The organism is Campylobacter concisus, assembly GCF_050447485.1.
Taxonomy (GTDB): Bacteria; Campylobacterota; Campylobacteria; order Campylobacterales; family Campylobacteraceae; genus Campylobacter_A; species Campylobacter_A concisus_BQ.
Genome location: NZ_JALMFY010000001.1, coordinates 652,590 through 676,286, shown reverse-complemented (window position 1 = coordinate 676,286; position 23,697 = coordinate 652,590). Strand labels below are relative to the sequence as shown.

At 38.5% G+C, this 23,697-nt stretch carries 21 protein-coding genes and 2 tRNA genes; all 23 read left to right on the top strand.

Features of this window, described 5'->3' with window-relative positions; genetic code table 11:
• Nucleotides 1-70 precede the first annotated feature (70 nt).
• The 23 genes from tuf to MTT29_RS03325 all read left to right on the top strand — a co-directional run bounded on the left by tuf (nucleotide 71) and on the right by MTT29_RS03325 (nucleotide 23,648).
• Nucleotides 71-1,270: an elongation factor Tu gene (gene tuf / locus MTT29_RS03435; RefSeq protein WP_002941132.1), complete on the top strand. Its 1,200-nt coding sequence runs from the start codon at nucleotides 71-73 to the stop codon at nucleotides 1,268-1,270.
• A 53-nt stretch (nucleotides 1,271-1,323) separates the two neighbouring features.
• Nucleotides 1,324-1,482 carry a 50S ribosomal protein L33 gene (gene rpmG, locus MTT29_RS03430; RefSeq protein ID WP_002941157.1) on the top strand — a complete coding sequence of 53 codons (159 nt, stop codon included), beginning with the start codon at nucleotides 1,324-1,326 and terminating at the stop codon, nucleotides 1,480-1,482.
• 19 nt (nucleotides 1,483-1,501) lie between these two features.
• A tRNA-Trp gene (locus MTT29_RS03425) sits at nucleotides 1,502-1,577 on the top strand.
• 17 nt (nucleotides 1,578-1,594) lie between these two features.
• Nucleotides 1,595-1,774: a preprotein translocase subunit SecE gene (gene secE / locus MTT29_RS03420; RefSeq protein ID WP_002941070.1), complete on the top strand. Its 180-nt coding sequence runs from the start codon at nucleotides 1,595-1,597 to the stop codon at nucleotides 1,772-1,774.
• A 12-nt stretch (nucleotides 1,775-1,786) separates the two neighbouring features.
• Nucleotides 1,787-2,320 carry a transcription termination/antitermination protein NusG gene (gene nusG / locus MTT29_RS03415; protein ID WP_180385147.1) on the top strand — a complete coding sequence of 178 codons (534 nt, stop codon included), beginning with the start codon at nucleotides 1,787-1,789 and terminating at the stop codon, nucleotides 2,318-2,320.
• Nucleotides 2,321-2,330: 10 nt separating this feature from the next.
• Complete coding sequence (rplK, locus tag MTT29_RS03410; RefSeq protein ID WP_002941145.1) at nucleotides 2,331-2,756, top strand: 50S ribosomal protein L11; 426 nt, start codon at nucleotides 2,331-2,333, stop codon at nucleotides 2,754-2,756.
• A gap of 59 nt (nucleotides 2,757-2,815) precedes the next feature.
• Nucleotides 2,816-3,517, top strand: a complete 702-nt coding sequence (rplA, locus tag MTT29_RS03405) for a 50S ribosomal protein L1 (RefSeq protein ID WP_002941167.1) — start codon at nucleotides 2,816-2,818, stop codon at nucleotides 3,515-3,517.
• Between the two features lie 103 nt (nucleotides 3,518-3,620).
• Nucleotides 3,621-4,106, top strand: coding sequence for a 50S ribosomal protein L10 (gene rplJ, locus MTT29_RS03400; protein ID WP_009294520.1), 486 nt, complete (start codon nucleotides 3,621-3,623; stop codon nucleotides 4,104-4,106).
• Between the two features lie 29 nt (nucleotides 4,107-4,135).
• Nucleotides 4,136-4,513, top strand: coding sequence for a 50S ribosomal protein L7/L12 (gene rplL, locus MTT29_RS03395; RefSeq protein ID WP_012001504.1), 378 nt, complete (start codon nucleotides 4,136-4,138; stop codon nucleotides 4,511-4,513).
• 117 nt (nucleotides 4,514-4,630) lie between these two features.
• Nucleotides 4,631-8,776, top strand: coding sequence for a DNA-directed RNA polymerase subunit beta (gene rpoB, locus MTT29_RS03390; RefSeq protein WP_429799766.1), 4,146 nt, complete (start codon nucleotides 4,631-4,633; stop codon nucleotides 8,774-8,776).
• A complete protein-coding gene (gene rpoC / locus MTT29_RS03385; protein ID WP_429798727.1) occupies nucleotides 8,763-13,277 on the top strand; it encodes a DNA-directed RNA polymerase subunit beta' in 4,515 nt (1,504 codons plus the stop codon). The genes rpoB and rpoC overlap by 14 nt, the downstream gene beginning before the upstream one ends.
• A gap of 132 nt (nucleotides 13,278-13,409) precedes the next feature.
• Nucleotides 13,410-13,799, top strand: coding sequence for a DoxX family protein (locus MTT29_RS03380; protein WP_009294512.1), 390 nt, complete (start codon nucleotides 13,410-13,412; stop codon nucleotides 13,797-13,799).
• A gap of 135 nt (nucleotides 13,800-13,934) precedes the next feature.
• A complete protein-coding gene (gene nhaC, locus MTT29_RS03375; protein WP_429799765.1) occupies nucleotides 13,935-15,347 on the top strand; it encodes a Na+/H+ antiporter NhaC in 1,413 nt (470 codons plus the stop codon).
• Complete coding sequence (iadA, locus tag MTT29_RS03370; RefSeq protein ID WP_149708282.1) at nucleotides 15,344-16,477, top strand: beta-aspartyl-peptidase; 1,134 nt, start codon at nucleotides 15,344-15,346, stop codon at nucleotides 16,475-16,477. Before nhaC ends, iadA begins: the two co-directional genes overlap by 4 nt.
• A gap of 80 nt (nucleotides 16,478-16,557) precedes the next feature.
• Nucleotides 16,558-16,953 (top strand): 30S ribosomal protein S12, encoded by a 396-nt coding sequence (rpsL, locus tag MTT29_RS03365; protein WP_002941121.1) that lies wholly within the window; start codon nucleotides 16,558-16,560, stop codon nucleotides 16,951-16,953.
• Between the two features lie 78 nt (nucleotides 16,954-17,031).
• Nucleotides 17,032-17,502 (top strand): 30S ribosomal protein S7, encoded by a 471-nt coding sequence (gene rpsG / locus MTT29_RS03360; protein WP_002941142.1) that lies wholly within the window; start codon nucleotides 17,032-17,034, stop codon nucleotides 17,500-17,502.
• A 12-nt stretch (nucleotides 17,503-17,514) separates the two neighbouring features.
• Entirely contained in the window at nucleotides 17,515-19,593 is a 2,079-nt protein-coding gene (fusA, locus tag MTT29_RS03355) for an elongation factor G (protein WP_021090006.1), read from the top strand.
• 79 nt (nucleotides 19,594-19,672) lie between these two features.
• Nucleotides 19,673-19,749, top strand: a tRNA-Arg gene (locus tag MTT29_RS03350).
• 216 nt (nucleotides 19,750-19,965) lie between these two features.
• The gene (locus tag MTT29_RS03345) at nucleotides 19,966-20,343 is read left to right on the top strand and encodes a rhodanese-like domain-containing protein (protein WP_087583698.1); all 378 of its coding nucleotides are present in this window, start codon (nucleotides 19,966-19,968) and stop codon (nucleotides 20,341-20,343) included.
• Between the two features lie 153 nt (nucleotides 20,344-20,496).
• On the top strand, nucleotides 20,497-20,931 hold the full coding sequence (locus tag MTT29_RS03340; protein ID WP_429799764.1) for a Dps family protein: 435 nt from the start codon (nucleotides 20,497-20,499) through the stop codon (nucleotides 20,929-20,931).
• Nucleotides 20,932-21,014: 83 nt separating this feature from the next.
• The gene (locus MTT29_RS03335) at nucleotides 21,015-21,602 is read left to right on the top strand and encodes a hydrogenase-4 component G (protein WP_429799763.1); all 588 of its coding nucleotides are present in this window, start codon (nucleotides 21,015-21,017) and stop codon (nucleotides 21,600-21,602) included.
• 126 nt (nucleotides 21,603-21,728) lie between these two features.
• Nucleotides 21,729-22,166 carry a hypothetical protein gene (locus MTT29_RS03330; RefSeq protein ID WP_429799762.1) on the top strand — a complete coding sequence of 146 codons (438 nt, stop codon included), beginning with the start codon at nucleotides 21,729-21,731 and terminating at the stop codon, nucleotides 22,164-22,166.
• Between the two features lie 267 nt (nucleotides 22,167-22,433).
• Nucleotides 22,434-23,648 (top strand): OprD family outer membrane porin, encoded by a 1,215-nt coding sequence (locus MTT29_RS03325; RefSeq protein ID WP_103598915.1) that lies wholly within the window; start codon nucleotides 22,434-22,436, stop codon nucleotides 23,646-23,648.
• The last annotated feature ends 49 nt before the right edge of the window (nucleotides 23,649-23,697 follow it).

The following is a 23,697-nucleotide window of genomic DNA, read 5'->3' as shown; positions in this document are numbered from 1 at the left end:
GGTTTATATGATTTTATATTACTATACGAATTTGAATTAGATAAAGACACATATCATAACGGAGGAAAAGATGGCTAAAGAAAAATTTTCACGCAACAAGCCACACGTAAACATAGGCACTATCGGTCACGTTGACCATGGTAAAACTACTTTAACAGCTGCAATATCTGCTGTTCTTTCACGCAAAGGTCTTGCTGAGCTAAAAGATTATGATAATATTGATAATGCTCCAGAAGAGAAAGAGCGTGGTATTACAATTGCTACTTCACACATTGAGTATGAGACAGAAAAACGTCACTATGCTCACGTTGACTGCCCAGGCCACGCCGACTATGTAAAAAACATGATTACTGGTGCTGCCCAAATGGACGGTGCTATTCTAGTTGTTTCTGCAGCAGACGGCCCAATGCCACAAACAAGAGAGCACATCTTGCTATCTCGCCAAGTTGGTGTTCCTTATATCGTTGTTTTCATGAACAAAGCAGATATGGTTGATGACGCTGAGTTACTTGAACTAGTTGAAATGGAAATTCGCGAACTACTTAACGAGTATAACTTCCCAGGTGATGATACTCCAATAGTTTCTGGTTCAGCACTTAAAGCTCTTGAAGAGGCAAAAGCTGGACAAGATGGCGAATGGTCAGCAAAAATTATGGAACTAATGGATGCGGTTGATAGCTATATCCCAACTCCAGTTCGTGCTACGGACAAAGATCTTCTTATGCCAATCGAAGATGTTTTCTCAATTTCAGGTCGTGGTACAGTTGTAACAGGTAGAATTGAGAAAGGTGTTGTTAAGGTTGGTGACACAATAGAAATCGTTGGTATCAAACCTACACAAACAACAACAGTTACTGGTGTTGAGATGTTTAGAAAAGAGATGGATCAAGGTGAAGCTGGCGATAACGTTGGTGTTCTTCTTCGTGGTACTAAAAAAGAAGACGTTGAACGTGGTATGGTTCTTTGCAAACCTAAGTCAATTACTCCTCACACAAAATTTGAGGGCGAGGTTTATATTCTGACTAAAGAAGAGGGTGGTCGCCATACTCCTTTCTTTAACAACTATAGACCACAATTCTATGTAAGAACAACTGACGTTACTGGTTCTATTACTTTACCAGAGGGAACAGAAATGGTTATGCCAGGTGATAACGTAAGAATTTCTGTTGAGCTTATAGCTCCAGTTGCACTTGAAGAAGGCACTCGTTTTGCTATCCGTGAAGGTGGTAGAACTGTTGGTTCAGGTGTTGTTTCAAAAATACTTGGTTAATTTATAAAATTATGCCAAAGGGGAAACCCTTTGGCTTTCTATAAGGAATATATATGAGAATTAAAATCGGTTTAAAATGCTCTGAGTGTGGTGATATCAATTACACTACTACAAAAAACAGCAAAACCACTACAGATAAGGTTGAGCTCAAAAAATATTGCCCAAGATTAAAAAAACATACTGTTCATAAAGAAGTTAAGTTAAAAAGCTAATTAAGAATAAGTAGCTATTAGGGCAATAGCTCCAACGGTAGAGCGCTGGATTCCAAATCCAATGGTTGGGGGTTCGAATCCCTCTTGCCCTGCCACAATTAAGGTTAAGATTATGGAAAAATTTATAAATTATATAAAGCTATCTAAATTGGAAATAATGAAAGTTATCTTTCCTACTAAAGAACAAATTAGAAATGCTTTTATTGCAGTTTTTATCGTGGTCGCTGTTGTTTCACTTTTTTTAGCTCTTGTTGATGTTATTATGTCCTTTGTTCTTTCTAAAGTTATATAGAATGAGGAAAAAATAATGTCACACAAATGGTATGCTATACAAACTTACGCTGGTAGCGAAATGGCAGTAAAAAGAGGAATTGAAAATTTAGTTAGAGATCACGGTATCGAAGATCAACTAAAAGAAGTTATAGTTCCTACAGAAGACGTAATAGAGATAAAAAACGGTAAGCAAAAAATTAATGAAAGAACTCTTTATCCTGGATATGCTTTTGCATGTTTAGATCTTGATACAGCTCTTTGGCATAAGATTCAGTCTTTGCCAAAGGTTGGACGTTTTATCGGTGAGGCTAAAAAGCCTACACCATTGACTGAAAAAGATATAAATACTATCTTGGAGAAAGTTCAAAAAAGAGCGGCACCAAAACCTAAAATATTTTTTGAGGATGGTGAAAGCGTTCGCATAACAGAAGGTCCTTTTGCTAACTTCACAGGTATCGTTGAAGAATACGACATGATACATGGCAAGCTTAGACTCAATGTTTCTATTTTTGGTAGAAGTACCCCTGTTGATATTTTGTATTCACAAGTTGAGAAGATAATTTAAGGAGCAAGAAATGGCTAAAAAAGTTATAGGTGAAATAAAATTACAAATTGCCGCAACAAAAGCAAATCCTAGCCCGCCAGTTGGTCCAGCATTAGGACAAAAAGGCGTTAATATTATGGAATTTTGTAAAGCCTTTAATGAAAAAACAAAAGATATGGTTGGATTTAATATCCCAGTTGTTATAACAGTTTATGCTGATAAAAGTTTTACATTTATCACAAAGCAACCACCTGCTACAGACCTTATTAAAAAGGCTGCGGGTATAACAAAAGGAACAGATAATCCTTTAAAAAATAAGGTAGGTAAATTGACAAAAGCTCAAGTTTTAGAAATTGTTGAGAAAAAACTTGTTGATTTAAATACAAATGATAAAGAGCAAGCAGCTAAGATTATTGCTGGCTCAGCTCGTTCAATGGGTGTCGAAGTAGTAGACTAAAACCTTTACCGTCAGGTTGATTTTCAAAAGACGGAAGCAATTTATATGCGGAGAAATTTATGGGAAAAACTAGTAAGAGATTTCAAGAATTGCTCAAAAAAGTAGAGCAAGATAAAATTTATAACCTTAGCGAGGCTATCGATACAGTTAAAACTCTAGCTTCTGCTAAATTTAATGAGACAGTTGAGATTGCGTTAAAATTAAACGTTGATCCAAGACATGCTGATCAAATGGTTCGTGGTTCAGTTGTTTTACCAGCTGGCACAGGTAAAGTTGTAAGAGTTGCTGTTATAGCAAAAGATGCTAAAGCTGATGAGGCAAAAGCTGCTGGTGCTGACATAGTTGGTGCTGATGATCTAGTTGAGGATATTCAAAAAGGTATAATGAACTTTGATGTTCTTATAGCTACTCCAAATTTAATGGGTCTTGTAGGTAAAGTTGGTAGAATTTTAGGACCTAAAGGTTTAATGCCAAATCCAAAAACTGGAACAGTTACAATGGATGTTGCACAAGCTGTTAATAATGCAAAAAGTGGACAAGTAAATTTCCGTGTTGATAAGCAAGGAAATATACATGCAGGTCTTGGCAAGGTCAATTTTACTAAAGAGCAATTAAATGAAAATATTTCAACATTTATTAAAGCTATTAATAAACATAAACCTGCGACTGCAAAAGGTAGATATGTAAAAAATGCTTCATTGTCTTTAACAATGAGCCCTTCTGTAACTCTTGATACTCAAGAAGTTATGGATTTAAAATAAGAATTTAGAGAAAATTATATCTTAGATTGGAGATAGCCGAGGCCATTGGGCTTAATTGATTCGACCCGCTCTGCTTGAAATTACCGGTCGGAAAGGAGAAAAAGTGACACGTAACGAAAAAACTGAAGTTGTTGCAAAATTAGAGAGTGAATTTAAAACTGCTGAAGCTATTGTAGTTTGTGACTATCGTGGTCTTTCAGTTAAAAAACTTGAAGTTTTAAGAAATTCTGCAAAAGAACAAAATGTAAAAGTTCAAGTTATTAAAAATACTCTTGCAAATATTGCTCTTAAAAATTCTGATAAAGTCGGAATGGAACTCAAAGATACAAATATCTATCTTTGGAGTGAAGATCAATTAGCAGTAACTAAAGTAGCCGCAAAATTTGAAGAGTCAAATTCTGATCTTTTCAAAATTAAAACAGCTTATATTGATGGCGAAGTTGCAAGCGTTGATAAAGTTAAAGCTCTATCTAAAATGCCTAGCCGTGATGAGCTTATTGCGATGCTTTTGCAAGTTTGGAATGCGCCAATTCAAAATTTCACAATTGGTTTGAATGCGCTTAAAGAGAAAAAAGAACAATCAGCTTAATTAAATTAAAAAAATAATAAGGATAAAAAATGGCAATTACAAAAGAAGACGTATTAGAGTTTATATCTAATCTTTCTGTACTTGAACTTAGCGAACTTGTAAAAGAGTTTGAAGAGAAATTTGGTGTTAGCGCAGCTCCTGTAATGGTAGCTGGTGGTGCAGTTGCTGCTGGTGGCGCGGCTGCTGCTGAAGAAAAAACAGAATTTAACATCGTTCTTGTTGATTCTGGTGATAAGAAAATCAATGTTATTAAGGTTGTTAGAGCTCTTACTGGTCTTGGTCTTAAAGAAGCTAAAGACGCAGTTGAAGGAACTCCATCTGTTCTTAAAGAAGGCGTTAGTAAAGACGAAGCTGAAGCAGCTAAAAAAGAGCTTGAAGAGGCTGGTGCTAAGGTTGAACTTAAATAATTTTTTATTATTTAGGCTTAATATTTCAAGAGAGGGCAGAGGCTCTCTCTTTTTTAAATTTTAGATGCCTTGTAAAGGGCTATACTTTTCTTTCAAAATTACCACGAGGTAGATGCAATGTTAAATAGCTTATACTCAGGAAATCGTCTTAGAGTTGACTTCTCTAATGTCGTTAAAGAGATAGACGTTCCGAACCTACTACAATTACAAAAAAAGAGCTTTGATAATTTTTTAAATCTAAATAACAATCAGACAGAAAGCGGTATCGAAAAAGTTTTTAAGTCGATTTTCCCTATACATGATCCGCAAAATCGTTTAACTTTAGAATATGTTGGCTCAGAGATTGGAAAACCAAAATATACAATCAGAGAGTGCATAGAAAGAGGTCTTACATACTCTGTAAATTTAAAAATGAAAATACGCCTTATTGTTCATGAAAAAGATGATAAGACTGGTGATAAAGTCGGCGTTAAAGATATAAAAGAGCAAGAAATTTTCATACGTGAAATTCCGTTGATGACAGATAGAATTTCATTTATTATAAATGGCGTTGAGCGTGTTGTTGTAAATCAACTTCATAGAAGCCCTGGCGTTATCTTTAAACAAGAAGAGAGTGCGACTGTTGCAAATAAACTTATCTATACAGCTCAAATAATCCCAGATCGCGGATCTTGGTTGCACTTTGAATATGATACAAAAGATATTTTATATGTTAGGATAAATAAGCGCAGAAAAGTGCCTGTAACTATCTTGTTTAGGGCATTAGGATATAAAAAACAAGACATTATTAAGCTATTTTATCCGATACAAAATTTAGTTATTAAAAATAATAAATTTTTAACTCTTTTCAACCCAGAGGATTATCTAGGAAGAGTTGAGTATGATATAAAAAATGAAGATGGAGAGGTTCTTCACCAAGCTGGCAAGCGCCTAACAAAGAAAAAAGCCGATAAATTAATTGAAGATGGCGTTAAATTTGTCGAGTATCCTATCGAAGCACTTATTGGTAGATATTTGGCAAACCCTGTGATAAACACAGAAAGCGGCGAAATTTTATATGACACACTATCTGCTCTTGATGAGAATAAACTTGCAAAAATTTTAGCTGAGCATGAAAGCATCGATATTATAAACAACTCTGCAGCTGGTGTTGACGACGCTATAATAAATTCATTTATCGCTGACAACGATATGCTCAAGGTTTTAAAACAAACTGAGGGTGTAGATGATGAAAATGACCTTGCTGCGATTAGAATTTACAAGGTTATGAGACCTGGCGAGCCGGTAGTTAAAGAGGCTGCAAAAAGCTTTGTAAATGATATATTGTTTAACCCTGAAAGATATGACCTAACAAAAGTTGGTCGTATGAAGATGAACCACAAGCTCTCACTTGATGTGCCAGAGTACGTTACCTTGCTAACTAGTGAAGATATCATCAAAACTGCAAAATATCTTATAAAAGTTAAAAACGGACAAGGTCACATTGACGACCGCGACCACCTTGGTAACCGCCGTATAAGATCGATCGGCGAGCTACTTGCTAGTGAGCTTCATCTTGGTTTTGTTAAGATGCAAAAGGCTATCCGTGATAAATTTACAAGTCTAAGCAACAATACTGACGAGATCATGCCTTATGATCTTATCAATCCAAAAATGATCACAGCGACAATCATGGAATTTTTCACAGGCGGTCAGCTAAGTCAGTTTATGGATCAGACAAACCCACTTAGTGAGGTTACTCATAAGCGCCGTCTATCTGCACTTGGCGAGGGTGGCTTGGTAAAAGAGCGTGCTGGATTTGAGGTGCGTGACGTTCACCCAACTCACTACGGCAGAATTTGTCCAGTTGAGACCCCAGAAGGTCAAAATATCGGTCTTATAAACACTCTTTCAACTTATGCAAAAGTAAATGACCTTGGCTTTGTTGAGGCGCCTTATAAAAAGGTCGTCGATGGCAAAGTGACTGACGAGATAGTCTATCTAACAGCGACACAAGAAGAGGGCAATGTTATCGCTCCAGCATCAACTAAGCTTGATGAAAATGGACATATCGTTGAGGATTTGATCGAGGTTAGAAAAGAGGGCGAGATGATGCTTGCTCGTAGAGAAGATGTTACCTTGATCGACCTTTGCTCTGGTATGATAGCTGGTGTTGCAGCTTCGCTTATTCCATTCCTAGAGCACGACGACGCTAACCGTGCGCTTATGGGCTCAAACATGCAGCGTCAAGCAGTGCCACTACTTCGCTCAACTGCCCCTATCGTTGGAACAGGCATGGAGAGTGTTATCGCAAGAGATGCTTGGGAGAGTGTAAAAGCAAAACGAGGCGGCGTGGTTGAAAAGGTTGATAATAAAAACATCTTTATCCTTGGTGAAGATGAAGCTGGTCCATATATCGATCACTACTCTTTGGAGAAAAATTTAAGAACAAACCAAAATACGACATTTTCACAACATCCGATCGTTAAAAAAGGCGATGAGATCGTTGCTAATCAAATCATAGCTGATGGTCCAAGTATGGAAAAAGGCGAGCTAGCTATCGGTAAAAACGCACTAATCGCATTTATGCCTTGGAACGGATACAACTACGAGGACGCGATCGTTATTAGTGAAAAAATGATACGTGAAGATGCCTTTACAAGCGTTCATATCTATGAAAAAGAGATCGAGGCTCGTGAGCTAAAAGACGGCGTTGAAGAGATAACAAAAGATATACCAAACGTCAAAGAAGAGGAGCTTATGCACCTTGATGAAAGCGGTATAGTTAAAATCGGTACAGAGATCAAGCCTGGCATGATCCTTGTTGGCAAGGTATCTCCAAAAGGCGAGGTTAAGCCAACTCCAGAAGAAAGATTACTTCGTGCGATCTTTGGTGAAAAAGCTGGTCACGTGGTAAATAAATCGCTCTATGCTTCAGCTTCAATGGAAGGCGTGGTTGTTGATGTTAAAATTTTCACCAAAAAAGGCTATGAAAAAGATAGCAGAACAAACAAGGCTTACGAAGAAGAGAAGACACTTTTAGAAAAAGAGCATCACGATAGACTGCTTATGCTAGACCGCGAAGAGATGCTAAAAGTTACAGCACTTCTTTCTAAAAATCCACTAGCGAGCGATCAAGAGGTAAATAAAAAAGAGTATAAAAAAGGCTCAAAGATCAACAAAGCTGACTTTGAGAATATCAATAGATTTACTCTAAATGCTATCGTAAAGAGCTTTTCAAAAGATATCCAAAAGAAATATGACGAGCTAAAAAATTACTTCCAAAATGAGAAGAAAAAGCTTAAAGAAGAGCACGACGCTAAGATAGAAATTTTAGAAAAAGATGATATTTTGCCAAGTGGCGTTGTAAAACTTGTAAAAGTTTATATAGCTACAAAACGCAAACTAAAAGTTGGCGATAAGATGGCTGGACGTCACGGTAACAAAGGTATCGTTTCAAATATAGTTAGAGAAGTCGATATGCCGTATCTTCCAAGCGGTCAGATCGTTGATATCGTGCTAAACCCACTAGGCGTTCCAAGCCGTATGAACATCGGTCAAATTTTGGAGAGCCACCTTGGTCTTGTTGGTTACCGCTTAGGTGAGCAGATTAATGAAATTTTTGAGACCAAAAAAGGCGAGTGGATAAAAGAGCTAAGGGCTAAGATGATAGAGATCGCAAGCGTTGCTAAGCTAATGGACGCTAAAAAAGCTCTTGGTAAGATGAGCGATGAGAAGCTTCTTGAATATGCAAAAGATTGGAGCAATGGCGTAAGATTTGCAACTCCGATTTTTGAAGGCGTTAAAGCTGACGAATTTGCAAAACTATTTGAGATGGCTAAGATAGATAGTGACGGTAAAACCGAGCTATATGACGGACGCACAGGCTCAAAGATAAGAGAACGCGTTAATGTTGGTTGTATGTATATGCTAAAACTTCACCACTTGGTTGATGAAAAAGTTCACGCAAGAAGCACTGGACCATACAGCCTTGTTACACAACAACCTGTCGGTGGTAAGGCATTATTTGGGGGTCAAAGGTTTGGTGAGATGGAGGTTTGGGCACTTGAGGCTTATGGTGCTGCTCATACACTAAGAGAGATGCTAACTGTAAAATCAGACGATGTTGAGGGAAGACTTTCGGCTTACAAAGCTTTAACAAGAGGTGAAAACGTTCCTGAGACTGGTATCCCTGAGACGTTCTTTGTTCTAACAAACGAGCTAAAATCACTAGCTCTTGATGTGGAAGTATATGATGAGGATGAGACAAATGAAACTAACTAATTTAAAACCAGTTGAGATAAAAGAAGAGCATAGACCTCGTGATTTTGAAGCTTTCCAACTTCGTTTAGCAAGTCCTGAGAAGATAAAATCTTGGAGTTATGGCGAGGTTAAAAAACCAGAAACTATCAACTACCGCACGCTAAAACCTGAGCGTGACGGTCTGTTTTGTGCCAAAATTTTCGGACCGATCCGTGATTATGAGTGTCTTTGTGGTAAATATAAAAAGATGCGCTACAAAGGTATCAAATGCGAAAAGTGCGGCGTTGAAGTAACAACATCTAAAGTTCGTCGTTCTCGCATGGGTCACATCGAGCTTGTAACTCCAGTGGCTCATATCTGGTATGTAAATTTCTTGCCAAGCCGTATAGGTGCGCTTCTTGGTATCAAGATGAAAGACCTTGAACGAGTACTTTACTATGAGGCATACATTGTTGATAACGCTGGTGAGGCTTATTATGACAATGAAAATTCTAAAAAAGTTGAAAAATATGACGTTTTAAACGAAGAGCAATATCAAAGCCTAGCTTCAAGATATGAAGAGACTGGTTTTAGTGCTAGAATGGGTGGCGAGGTCATCTATGATATGCTAGCTGAGCTTGATCTAACTCAAATTTTAAATCAACTACAAGAAGAGATGGAGGCTACAAATTCTGAGGCTAAGAAAAAGACTATCGTAAAACGCCTAAAAGTTATCGAGAGCTTTTTAAATTCAGGCAACCGCCCAGAGTGGATGATGATAACAAATTTACCAGTTCTTCCACCTGATCTTAGACCACTTGTTAATCTTGATGGCGGTAAATTTGCTGTTTCAGACGTAAATGATCTGTATCGCCGTGTAATAAATAGAAATAGCCGTTTAAAACGTCTGCTTGAGCTTGACGCACCTGAGATCATTATCAGAAACGAAAAGAGAATGCTTCAAGAGGCTGTTGATGCGCTATTTGACAATGGCCGTAGAGCAAATGCGGTAAAAGGTGCAAATAAACGCCCACTAAAATCACTAAGCGAGATCATCAAAGGTAAGCAAGGCCGCTTTCGTCAGAATTTGCTAGGTAAGCGTGTTGATTTCTCTGGACGTTCTGTTATCGTCGTTGGTCCAAAGCTAAAAATGGATCAGTGCGGTCTTCCAAAGAAGATGGCTTTAGAGCTATTTAAGCCACATTTGCTTGCTCGTCTTGAAGAAAAAGGCTATGCGACAACCGTTAAACAAGCTAAAAAGATGATAGAAGATAAGACAAATGAGGTTTGGGAGTGCTTAGAAGAGGTTGTTAAAGACTATCCAGTCATGCTAAACCGTGCTCCAACACTTCACAAGCTCTCTATCCAGGCTTTTCACCCAGTGCTTGTTGAGGGCAAGGCGATCCAGCTTCACCCACTAGTTTGTGCGGCGTTCAACGCTGACTTCGACGGCGACCAAATGGCTGTTCACGTGCCACTATCTCAAGAGGCTATCGCTGAGTGCAAAATTTTGATGCTTAGTTCAATGAACATCTTGCTTCCTGCAAGTGGTAAAGCTATCACAGTCCCTTCACAAGATATGGTTTTAGGAATTTATTACCTAAGCTTAGAGAGAAATGACGAAAAAGGTGCAAATAAAATTTTCTCAAGCGTCGATGAAGTAATGATAGCTGAAGAGGCTAATACACTTGGCCTTCACGCAAAGATCAAAACAATGGTTGATAACAAGATCATCTTTACAACTGCTGGTCGCTTGATTTTAAGAGCGATACTTCCTGATTTTGTCCCTGAAAATATGTGGAACAAGATCATGAAGAAAAAAGACATTGCAAATTTGGTTGATTATGTTTATAGAAATGGCGGCCTTGAAGTAACGGCTGACTTCCTTGATAAGCTTAAAAATTTAGGCTTTAGATATGCTACAAAAGCGGGAATTTCTATCTCTATCGCAGACATCATCGTGCCAGATAGCAAGCAAAAATATATCGACGAAGCTAAGAAAAAAGTTCGTGAAATTCAAAAACAATACGGCGCTGGTCTTTTAACAGATAGTGAGAGATACAACAAGATCATCGATATCTGGACAGATACAAATAATAGCGTCGCAAGTGAGATGATGAAGCTTATTCAAAATGATAAAGGCGGATTTAACTCAATTTATATGATGGCTGACTCTGGTGCGAGAGGTAGTGCTGCGCAAATTCGCCAGCTAGCTGGTATGCGTGGTCTTATGGCAAAACCGGACGGCTCGATCATCGAAACACCGATCATTTCAAACTTCCGTGAAGGTCTAAACATAATGGAGTACTTCAACTCAACCCACGGAGCTAGAAAGGGTCTTGCAGATACCGCGCTAAAAACTGCCAACGCTGGTTACCTAACAAGAAAGCTAATCGACGTTGCTCAAAACGTTAAAGTCACTATGCACGACTGCGGTACGCACGAGGGCGTTGAGATCACAGATATCACAGAGAGTGGCGAGCTAATAGAGAGCCTTGAAGAGAGAGTATTAGGCCGTGTTTTAGCAGATGATGTGATCGATCCTATAACAAATGAAATTTTATTTAGCGAAGGTACATTGCTTGATGAAGAGAAAGCTAAGGCTATAACAGAAGCTGGCATAAAATCAGTAAGCATTAGAACACCTATCACGTGCAAGGCGCCAAAAGGCGTTTGCGCAAAATGCTACGGCTTAAATTTGGGTGAGGGCAAACTTGTAAAACCAGGCGAGGCTGTCGGTATCATCTCGGCTCAATCAATCGGTGAGCCAGGTACTCAGCTAACGCTAAGAACATTTCACATTGGTGGTACGGCTTCTACTGAGCAACAAGACCGCCAAGTCATCGCTCAAAAAGAGGGCTTTATTAGATATTACAACCTTAGCACATACGAGAACAACGGCAAAAAGATCGTTGCAAACAGAAGAAGTGCAGCTGTGCTACTTGTTGAGCCGAAGATAAAATCAACAATTGATGGTAAAATTGAGATCGAATATGCTCACGAAGACGTAAATATCGTTATCAAAGGCAAAAAAGAAGAGATCAAATATACTATCAGAAGAAACGACCTTGCTAAACCAAACGAACTAGCTGGCGTTAGCGGTAAGATCGAAGGCAAGATGTATATCCCTTATGCAAATGGCGACAAAGTAAAAGAGAATGAGAGTATCGTCGAGATCATAAAAGAGGGCTGGAACGTTCCAAATCGTATCCCATACGCAAGTGAGCTTAAAATTTCAGACGGCGACCCAGTAACTAGAAAGATCACCGCAGATGCAAATGGTGTGGTTAAATTTTTCATACTAAAAGGTGACTTCCTTGATAGACTAAAAGATATCAAAAAAGGTCACAAAGTAACTGAAAAAGGCTTCTTTGTTGTCGTTTCTGACAAGGATGGACGTGAGGCAGTTCGCCACTACATCCCAAGAAATTCTATCATCCAAGTATCAGATAATGATGCGGTAGAAAGAGCGACAGTGGTCTCGCTACCTGAAAAAGATGACAAGCTAATAATCGCTGAGTGGGATCCATACTCAACTCCAACTATCGCAGAAGAAGCTGGTGTGGTTAGCTTTGAAGATGTCGAGCCAGGATATAGTGCGACTGAGCAAGCTGATGAGGCAACTGGTCAAAGACGTCTTGTCATCAATGAGTATTTGCCAAGTGGCGTAAAACCAGCGATCATTATCACTACAAAGAGCGGACATTTGATCAAGTATCCACTTGATCCAAAAACTGCGATCTTTGTTTCAAGTGGCGATGAAGTAGCTCAGGCTGACATTTTGGCCAAGACTCCAAAAGCTGTTGCTAAGTCAAAAGATATCACCGGTGGTCTTCCAAGAGTTAGTGAGCTATTTGAGGCAAGACGCCCTAAAAATACAGCTATCGTTGCTGAGATCGACGGCGTTGTTAGATTTGACAAGCCACTTCGCTCAAAAGAGCGCATCATCATCCAAGCAGAAGATGGCACGACAGCTGAGTATTTGATCGAGAAGAGCCGCCAGATCCAAGTAAGAGACGGCGAATTTGTCCATGCTGGTGAGAAACTAACAGACGGACTTATCTCAAGCCACGATATCTTAAGAATTCTTGGTGAAAAGGCACTTCACTACTATTTGATCAGTGAAATTCAGCAAGTTTATCGTCGCCAAGGTGTTGCGATCGCTGATAAGCACATCGAGATCATCGTATCTCAAATGCTTCGCCAAGTAAAAATCGTCGATAGTGGAAATACAAATTTCATCGTTGGCGACATGGTTTCAAGAAACAAATTTAAAGAAGAGAACGAGCGCATCATGAAAATGGGTGGCGAGCCAGCTATCGCTGAACCGATCCTTCTTGGTGTCACAAGAGCGGCTATTGGAAGTGATAGTGTGATCTCTGCTGCGTCATTCCAAGAGACAACTAAGGTCTTAACAGAAGCGTCAATCGCTGCTAAATTTGACTATCTTGAAGATCTAAAAGAGAATGTCATCCTTGGACGTATGATCCCAGTTGGTACTGGTTTTTACAAAGACAAAAAGATAAAGATCAAAGAAAACTAATATATTAAGCCCCGCTTTTGGGGCTTAAACCTTTCATAAATTTCCCACTTAAATTTACAAAATTTCAAAATTTACAAGCCGTTAATCAATATTAAATAAAATCCATAACTAAAAATATGTAACGGAGATATTATGAAAAATGTCGATCTTGGACTTTTATTTCTGCGCTTAGGCCTTGGAATTTGCCTTTTTATGCACGGCTTTGGCAAAATTCTACACGGAGTTGGCGGCGTAAAGAGTATTTTAGTTGATGCTGGACTACCTAGTTTTCTGGCGTATTTTGCCTATCTTAGCGAGGTTTTAGCCCCTATTATGATCGCTGTTGGTTTTTACTCAAGGCTTGGCGCGCTCCTAGTTTTTGGCTCTAGTCTTGTCATTTTGTATTCATATTTTGGTTTATCAAATTTACTTGAGCTAACTAATGTAAATGGCTTTAAAGCAGAGCTTATATATCTTTATATCGCTATGTCACTTTGCATCATCTCGACTGGTAGTGGTAAATACGCTATCAAGCAAGACTGATCCAAATTTAGCACATATCAGATGTGCTAAATTTTCACACATTTTATTTAAATTTTAATTTTATTTTATTTTTTTATAACAATTTAAGTTTGTAGCCTTTAAATTCAAAAATATCTCAAATCTAAAGGACACATGATGAACTCTATAAAAAAAGAGCCTTCGTTTCTGCTAGCCCTTACGCCTATCTTGGTTATGATCGTAGGCCTTGCGCTTGGCGTTGGTTATATGAAGCTAAAGGTTGAGCCGATCATTTTGATAGCTGCCCTCGTGGCTGGTGGCATCGCTTGGAGACTAGGATATAGTTGGAGCGAACTTCAAGAAGGGGTGATAGAGAAAATTTCAAGCTCATTGCCAGCACTTATGATACTTTGGGCAGTCGGTCTGCTTATTGGCTCGTGGGTATTTTCAGGCACTATCCCTATGATTATCTACTACGGCGTAGATCTTATAAGTCCGCAGTATCTAGTCCTAACTGCTTTTGTCATCGCAGCTATCATCTCAACCGTAACTGGCACATCTTGGGGTTCTGCTGGCACAGTCGGTGTCGCCATCATGGGCATAGCTCAAGGTCTTGATGTAAATTTAGCGGCAACTGCTGGCGCGGTAGTTGCAGGAGCATATTTTGGCGATAAGCTCTCTCCGCTCTCAGACACGACAAACCTAGCTCCGATAGCAGCTGGCTCAGAGCTTTATGAGCACATCAGACATATGTTTTATACAACTATCCCAGCAACTATCGTTGCGATAGCGGCTTATCTATTTTTTGGTAGCGCAGCCGCAAGTAGTGGCGCAAATGTTTCAGAGTCGGTTTTGGCGCTTCAAGGTCAGCTTGATAAAATTTTTCACTGGAACATCATCTTACTTTTGCCTGTGCTTTTTGTCTTGGCTGGCTCTGTGCTAAAGTGGCCAACGATACCTGTAATGATCATCGCATCTCTATTTTCAGTGCTTCTTGGTGTGATCGTTCAAGATTTTAGCTTTAAAAATGGCTTTATCTCAGTGATGACTGGCTTTAACGTCACGATGAGCGGCATTAATATGGAGTTTTCAAAAGATATCACCAAGCTTCTAAATAGAGGTGGCGTGAGCTCGGTAAATTCAACCACCATCCTAGTCATCTGCGCTATGGGCTTTGCTGGTATCATCTCAAAAACTGGCATGCTTACAAAGGTGCTTCACACTATCATGGCAAAGGTAAAATCAACAGCAGGCGTCATTATCTCAACTATCGGCTCATGCTTAACTGTCGCATTTGTCACAGGTAGCTCATATCTTTCTATCCTCATCCCTGGCGAGATGTTTAAGGACTTCTATAAAGAGAAAAATTTGGCAGCCAAAAACCTATCAAGAACACTTGAAGACTCTGGCACCGTTATCGTCCCGCTCATCCCTTGGTCAGCAGCAGGCGCATACATGACAGCCACACTTGGCGTGCCAACGGTAGAGTATTTACCATGGGCGATACTAAACTACATGGGCGTTGTCTTTGCTATCATTTTAGCAATCACTGGCATCGGCATAGCTAAGATAAACAAGGATGCCAAATGATACTTATAAAAAACGCCAAAATTTACTCGCCAAAATTTCTCGGCACAAAAGATATATTTATATGTAATGGCAAGATCGTCTGCATAGCTGAAAATATAGAGCCAAATTTGCCAAATGTTAAGGTGATCGACGCTTCAAATTTAGTAGCCATACCAGGCCTTATCGATAAACACGTGCATATCACTGGAGGCGGCGGCGAAGGTGGCTTTAAGACTAGGGTGCCTGAGATCATGCTTTCAAATTTAATAGAAGCTGGCATAACGACAGCAGTTGGCCTACTTGGAACTGACAGCACGACAAGAAGCGTTGAAAATTTAGTGGCAAAAGCACACGCACTAAACGACGAGGGCATCACATGCTACGCTCACACAGGCGCGTACAGCTCTAAGACGCCAACTATAACTGGCGAGATCGAAAAAGATATTGTCTTTGTTGATCCGATAATTGGCACCAAGCTAGCCATAAGCGATCACCGCTCATCAAGCGTGAGTAAAGATGAGCTAGCTCATATAGTCTCTGCTGGAAGGGTGGCTGGTATGATCAGCTCGAAGTCAGGACATACCACGCTTCACATGGGTGATGGCAAGAAGGGTTTAAATTTGATCTACGAAGTGCTAAATGAGTACGACATGCCGATCACGCTATTTCAGCCAACGCACGTAAATAGAAACGAGGAGCTTTTTAAACAAAGCTTTAAATTTATAAAAGATGGCGGTTATATCGACTTTACTTGCATGCCAGGACTTACGCCACTTGAGGCTGTAAAGCGCATCAAAAAAGAGAATTTACCAACAAACAAGCTCACGATAAGCTCGGACGGCTTTGGTAGCTACTCTAGCTATGATAGCGATGGAAATTTACTAAAAATTGGCATCGCTAGCGTAAAAAGCCTATATGAAGAGTTTATAAATTTTGTAAAAGATGGCTTTGGCATCGAGGAGGCGTTGCCATATTTTACGACAAACGTGGCAAAAAGCGTGGCCTTGCAAAACAAAAAAGGCGAGATAAAAGAAAATTTCGATGCAGATATTTTGCTAATCGATGAGAAATTTGAGATTAAATTTGTCGTTGCAAAGGGTGAAATTTTAAAAGACGACAGTGGTTTTATAAAAAAAGGAACGTATGAATAAATCTAATTTATTAACCGATATTTAAGTTTTTTTTAAATAAAATTAGGTCTTTTTAATAAATTTAGTTGAAAGGAATTATTGTGCCAACCATAAATCAATTGGTCAGAAATGAACGCAAGAAAGTGACTGTTAAGTCAAAATCTCCAGCGTTAAAAGAGTGCCCTCAAAGAAGAGGAGTTTGCACTAGGGTTTATACTACAACTCCTAAGAAACCAAACTCAGCTTTGAGGAAAGTTGCCAAAGTTAGGCTTACAAGCGGTTTTGAAGTCATCAGCTATATCGGCGGTGAAGGTCACAACCTACAAGAACACAGTATCGTTTTAGTTCGCGGCGGTAGGGTTAAAGACTTACCAGGTGTTAAATATCACATCGTTCGTGGTGCACTTGATACTGCTGGTGTTGCAAAAAGAACAGTTTCTCGTTCTAAATATGGTGCAAAACGCCCTAAAGCTGGCGCTGCTGCTCCAAAAAAGTAAAAAATTAGGTTCGCAGACGTTGCTTAAATTTGCAAACGTTTGAGTAAAATTTCATAAAAATTTGAAGGAAAAATCAAAATGAGAAGAAGAAAAGCTCCTGTAAGGGAAGTTTTACCTGATCCGATTTACGGAAATAAAATAATCACTAAATTTATTAATTCTCTTATGTATGATGGCAAAAAAAGCGTCGCTACAGAGATAATGTATGGTGCTATTAAAGCTATCGAAAAGAAAAATGCTGAGGTTAAAGGCATCGACGTTTTTAACGACGCTATCGAAAATGTAAAACCTATTTTAGAAGTTAAATCACGCCGTGTTGGTGGTGCTACTTATCAAGTACCAGTCGAGGTTCGTCCAGCTCGCCAACAAGCTCTTGCTATCCGCTGGCTTATAACTTTTGCTAGAAAAAGAAGCGAAAGAACAATGGTTGATAAATTAGCAAATGAGCTTTTAGATGCGGCAAATTCAAAAGGTGCATCTTTCAAGAAGAAGGAAGATACTTACAAGATGGCAGAGGCTAATAAAGCATTTGCTCACTACCGCTGGTAAGAAAGAATTAGTATGGCAGAGAGAAAAACGCCTTTACATAAGGTAAGAAATATCGGTATTGCGGCTCACATTGATGCTGGAAAAACAACTACCAGCGAGAGAATTTTGTTCTTCACTGGTATGAGCCATAAGATAGGTGAGGTTCATGATGGCGCTGCTACTATGGACTGGATGGAGCAAGAAAAAGAGCGTGGTATTACTATTACATCGGCTGCAACTACAGCGTTTTGGAAGGGCTACCAAGTAAACCTAATCGACACTCCGGGACACGTTGACTTTACTATTGAAGTTGAGCGTTCTATGCGTGTTCTTGATGGTGCTGTTGCGGTATTTTGTTCCGTTGGTGGTGTTCAGCCACAGTCTGAAACTGTTTGGAGACAAGCAAACAAATATCACGTACCAAGAATAGTTTTTGTAAATAAAATGGACAGAATTGGTGCAAATTTCTTTAGAGTTGAAGAGCAAATAAGAGAAAGATTAAAAGCAAATCCAGTGCCTATTCAAATTCCAATCGGTGCAGAAGATAACTTTAAAGGCGTGGTTGATCTTGTAAGAATGAAAGCATACGTTTGGAATGACGAGAAAAAGCCAACTGATTATGTTGAAGAAGAAATTCCAGCTGAAGTTAAAGATAAGGCCGAAGAATACCGCGCAAAACTAATTGAAGCTGTTTCTGAGACAGATGATAGTTTGATGGAGAAATTCTTTGCAGGCGAAGAGCTAACTGAAGAAGAGATCAAAAAAGGTATAAAAGCAGGCTGCTTAAGAATGACTATCACTCCTATGCTTTGTGGAACTGCGTTTAAGAACAAAGGCATCCAGCCTCTACTTGATGCTGTTGTTGATTATTTACCAGCTCCAGATGAGATCGCAGCGATAAATGGTGTTTATGAAGATGGTACCGAAGTGACTGTCGAAAGTACAGATGATGGCGAATTTGCCGCTCTTGCGTTTAAAATTATGACTGACCCATTTGTTGGACAGCTAACATTTATCCGTGTTTATAGAGGAAGCCTTGAAAGTGGTAGCTATGCTTACAACACAGTTCAAGACTGCAAAGAGAGAATCGGCCGCTTACTAAAAATGCACTCAAATAAACGTGAAGAGATTACTGAGCTTTTTGCTGGTGAAATTGGTGCTGTTGTTGGTCTAAAAAATACTCTAACTGGTGATACTCTTGCAAGCGAAAAAGATAAAGTTATCCTTGAGAGAATGGACTTCCCAGAGCCAGTTATTAGCGTTGCAGTTGAGCCAAAAACAAAAGCAGATCAAGAGAAGATGGCGATAGCTCTTCAAAAACTAGCTCAAGAAGATCCAAGCTTTAGAGTTAGCACTGATGAAGAGAGCGGACAAACTATTATTAGCGGTATGGGTGAGCTTCACCTAGAGATCATTGTTGATCGTATGCTTCGCGAATTTAAAGTTGATGCTGAAGTTGGTCAGCCACAAGTTGCTTACCGCGAAACTATCCGTAAGGCAGTTGAACAAGAGTATAAGTATGCTAAACAATCAGGTGGTCGTGGTCAATATGGTCACGTATTTTTACGCATCGAGCCACTTCCAGCTGCTAGCGGATTTGAATTTGTTAACGACATCAAAGGTGGTGTTGTTCCAAAAGAGTACATCCCAGCTGTTGAAAAAGGTTGTAAAGAAGCGCTTCAAAGCGGTGTTCTTGCTGGATATCCAGTTGAAGATGTTAAAGTTACACTTTTCGATGGTAGCTACCACGAAGTGGATTCATCTGAGATGGCATTTAAACTTGCTGCTTCAATGGGCTTTAAAGAGGGCGCTAGAAAAGCAGGTGCGGTTATCCTTGAGCCTATGATGAAAGTTGAAGTCGAGACTCCAGAAGAGTATATGGGTGATGTTATTGGCGACCTTAACAAGCGTCGTGGCCAAGTAAATTCAATGGATGATAGAAATGGTGTAAAAATCATTGCAGCTTATTGTCCGCTAGCTCAAATGTTTGGCTACTCAACAGATCTTCGCTCAATGACTCAAGGTCGTGCGACTTACTCTATGGAATTTGATCACTACGAAGAAGTTCCTAAAAACGTAAGTGAAGAGATCATTAAAAAGAGAAATGGCTAATTAGCCAAAAATAGGGCAGAGCGATCTGCCCTTTAAAATTTAACTACTCGGATAAAAATTTAAACTATTTTACAAATTTGTCCTCATAGCTCAGCTGGATAGAGCGCAGAATTCCTAATTCTGAGGTCGTGAGTTCGAACCTCGCTGGGGACACCACTTCTTCTTTTAATACCATGCAATAACAATCTTTTGCAGAGTGTTTAAATCTTTTATATTTAAATTTATATTCTTTTATAAGTAGTTTTGATATGTAAAAATTTCTTCTTAACTGCATTATTTGCGTTATTTCATTACCAATAAAATTTATTAACAAAAATTTTATATATTTAATAATCCATGCTAACATTTCAAAAATTTATTTAAGGAGAGTAGATGAAAAAAATTTTACTTTTAGGAGCCGTTTGTTGTATGCTGTCAGCTGATGTTAAAACTGTTAATATAAGTCCAGATGAGATCAAAAAATATGATCAGATTGTCGATATTAGAACTCCATCTGAGTGGCAAGAGACTGGCATTATAACTGGTGCGAAGACCATTACTTTTGATCCAAGTGACAAGAGTGCATTTTTAGATGAGCTTTCAAAGGCGGTTGATATCAAAAAGCCTATCGCACTTGTTTGTAGAAGTGGCAGACGAAGCACGGCAGCAGCTGCAGCGATAGATAATTCAGATCTTAAGATTATAAATTTGGATGGTGGCATGAGTAGTTTAATCGAGCAAGGCTATAAAACTACACCTTATAAAAAATAGACAAATCTCCAAATTCTACATTTGACTACAAGATAAATTTATTTTGTAGTCAAAATTTATACTAAATAATAAATTTTATTATTTGATTAACCAGTGATTAACTCTAACTACATATAATTTCATCACATTTAAACAATAAAGAAGGAGACAAAAATGTCAAAAGTTATTTTACAGTTAAACACAATTCAAGCTGATGCGAATGCACTTTACATTAAATTTCACGATCTTCATTGGAATGTAAAAGGTATTCAATTTTTTAGTGTCCATGAGTACACAGAAAAAGCTTATGAGGATATGAGCGAGATTTTTGATGATGTGGCTGAAAGAGCTCTTATGCTTGGTGGAAGACCTATTGTCAAGGCTGAGGAGCTAGCAAAAGTCGCTCACATCAAGCACGAGCCAAAAGAGAGCTACACTCCAACTGAAGTTTTGGATATTGTTTTGGCTGATTACAAGCACCTTTTAGGTGAGTTTAAAAAGCTTGATGAGCTTGCAGAGGGCGACACAACAACTCAGATGTACGCACAAGATCAAATAGCGAAATTTGAAAAAGCCATCTGGATGCTAAACGCAACACTTGGCAAATAATCACAGCGGGAGCTCTCCCGCTTTATCCTAAATAAATTCTACTTTTTGGCGATATAGTTTTTATAAACTTAGAGGAGCCAAATATGCAAATCAGTCAAATCGCAAGTTCATATAACACTTCAAGCGTAAAAGAAAATGTAAAATCAGAAATTTTACTTCACAAAGATGAAAAAGAGGTTTCTAAAAAGCAGCCTGAGGTTTCAAATTTAAGCGCAAAAGATATCTCAAATAGCTATTTTTTGCAGTATCAAAAAGATATTACTCAAAATGCTAGTTCAAATTTACTAGCACAAGGCGGTCTAAGCTTTAACGTACCTGAAAATTTATCAGATATTTTAGCTGGACTTGATCTAGCAGGCATTGGCTATAATGGCAAATCTCTAGGAGAGCTAAGTGGTGATGAGGCGAGTGAGCTAGTTAGTGAAAATGGCTTTTTTGGCATTGCAAATACAGCCGAGAGGATAGCTGGCTTTGTGCTAAATGGCGCAGGTGATGATGTAGAGAAGCTAAAAGCTGGTAGAGAGGGCGTTGCAAAGGGCTTTGAGGACGCAAAGAAAATTTGGGGCGGAGAGCTACCTGAAATTTCACAAAAAACTATCGAAAAGACGCTTGAGACGCTTGACAAAAAGATCGCCGAGCTTGGTGGTAACGTCTTAAACGTATCAGCTTAAATTTCTTGGGAGCTCTCCCAAGAAATTTAAATATATTAATGTAAGCACAAAACTCAAATTTTAAAAACTCGCAAATTTTATTTAATCTTAAAAGCTATACTTTGCTCTTTATATTAAGGAGAAAAGATGAAAGCTAAAATTTTACTTCCTCTAGCAGTAGCCACTATGTTTTTGGGATGTTCATTTTTTGATGATAATCCACCAGTCCGCAAGCAACCAAGGCAAGCTACTAAAACTGCGCCCGCAAAAAGCTCCATCAAAGGCTTCATAAAAGATGTCAGCTATAAAGATTCGAAATACTGCTACGAGATAGTAGCCAGCGATGTGAAAAATCACAAACTAAACAAAGCAAATTTTTGTGCAAACAGATATTATTACGATAAGGGCGATCTTGTCTATGCGACTTTTTACACAGATAAGCTCATAGATATGCTTCTTATAAAAGAGGGTGGCTCCAGAGGTGCATTTAATGGCATAAGAAAACCGCAAAATGAAGTAGTCGTTAAAAGAAAAAATATAAAAACGAATATCGAAGTACCAAAAGAGGAGAAAATTTCTTTTTAGATTACCGTTGATTTACTGCTAGCATATATAATTTCATCAGCAATCAAAACTAGAACTCCTTTTAAGGGGCAAAGCAACGGCCCCTTTTTCTTTTTATTCCCATTTTAAAAGTCTCATTTGTGAAAGATAAATTATCAAAATATACCTCTTTTTGGTCAAAATCGGTAAACAATCGGTAACAAAAGTGCAAAATTTTATGATTTTTTAAGCTTCATATTAAAATTTATTGATTATAATCGTCATCACAAAACCTTAAAAGGAGAAAAAATGAAACTAACAAAAATTAGTTTAGCTGCATTGGTTGCTTTAGGTGCATTTTCAAGCGTTGCAAGTGCAACTCCACTTGAAGAAGCTATAAAAAACGTAGATCTTTCAGGATTTGCAAGATATAGATATACAAATACTAGAAATAAGAGTGCTGATGCTTCAGCAACACCTTCACAAGATAGAAATAAAGCTGGTCATAACTTTAAAATGATCACAAATTTTAAAGCTGCTATCGATGATAACTTCTTTGGCGTTGTTGGTTTAAGATACAATGCTACTGATGGATCAGGTGATAACGCTGGCGCTGGTACAGATAAAACAAATACAACTAAAGGATTTGGTGTTCACCAATTCTATCTTGGCTATAAGATCGGCGGTACTACTATAACAGCTGGTAAGCAAGTCATCGGTTCATACTTTACTGATGATGCAGTTGGTACAGGCGTAAGAGTGGAAAATAAAGACATCGAAGGTCTTACTCTAACAGCATTAGCTTTTGATGCTCTTGAGGGTGATGATGTTGAAAGTGGTGGAGATCTATATAAAGCTACTGGTTATTTGAGTACTTATGACGTTGGTAACTTATATGCAGCTGGTATTGCTGGTTCATACGATCCTATCAACTTCCAACTATGGTATGGCACATTAACTAACCTAGCTGATGTTCTTGCAGCTGATGTTTCAGGAAATTTTGCTATAACTAACGATATATCTTTAGGTGCAAGAATTAATTATGCACATAGCCAAGCTGATACAAGTGCAAAAAATGCTCTTGGTTACGATGATGGTAACTTCTATGCTGGCGAACTTTCAACTTCACTATTTGGTCTTGATTTAGCTGCTGGCTATATTGGCTACAAAACTCAAAACTATCAAGATGGTAAATATTCAGCATTTACATTTGAAGATCAAGGTGGCTTAATCGACGCTGGCGAAGATGTATTTGACTGGACACGTGCAGAAGGTAAGGGTAGTTACTTCTATGCAACAAGTGCATATACATTTGATAAATTTACAGCTGGTTTAGATTATATCAAAGGTAGTTACAAAACAGATGAGAAGACTAAAGTTGAGGAATTTGTTCCAAGATTTGCTTATCAATACAACAAAAAGTTGAAATTTAGCTCATTCTATGCCTTTAAAACAGAAAAAGAGCATGACGGAGATAAAAACAAAGCTGACAAATTTAGATTTGAAGCTAAGTACTCATTCTAATTCATAGCTAGTTAATCAACTTATGATATAATCCCGGGTCGGAGCAATC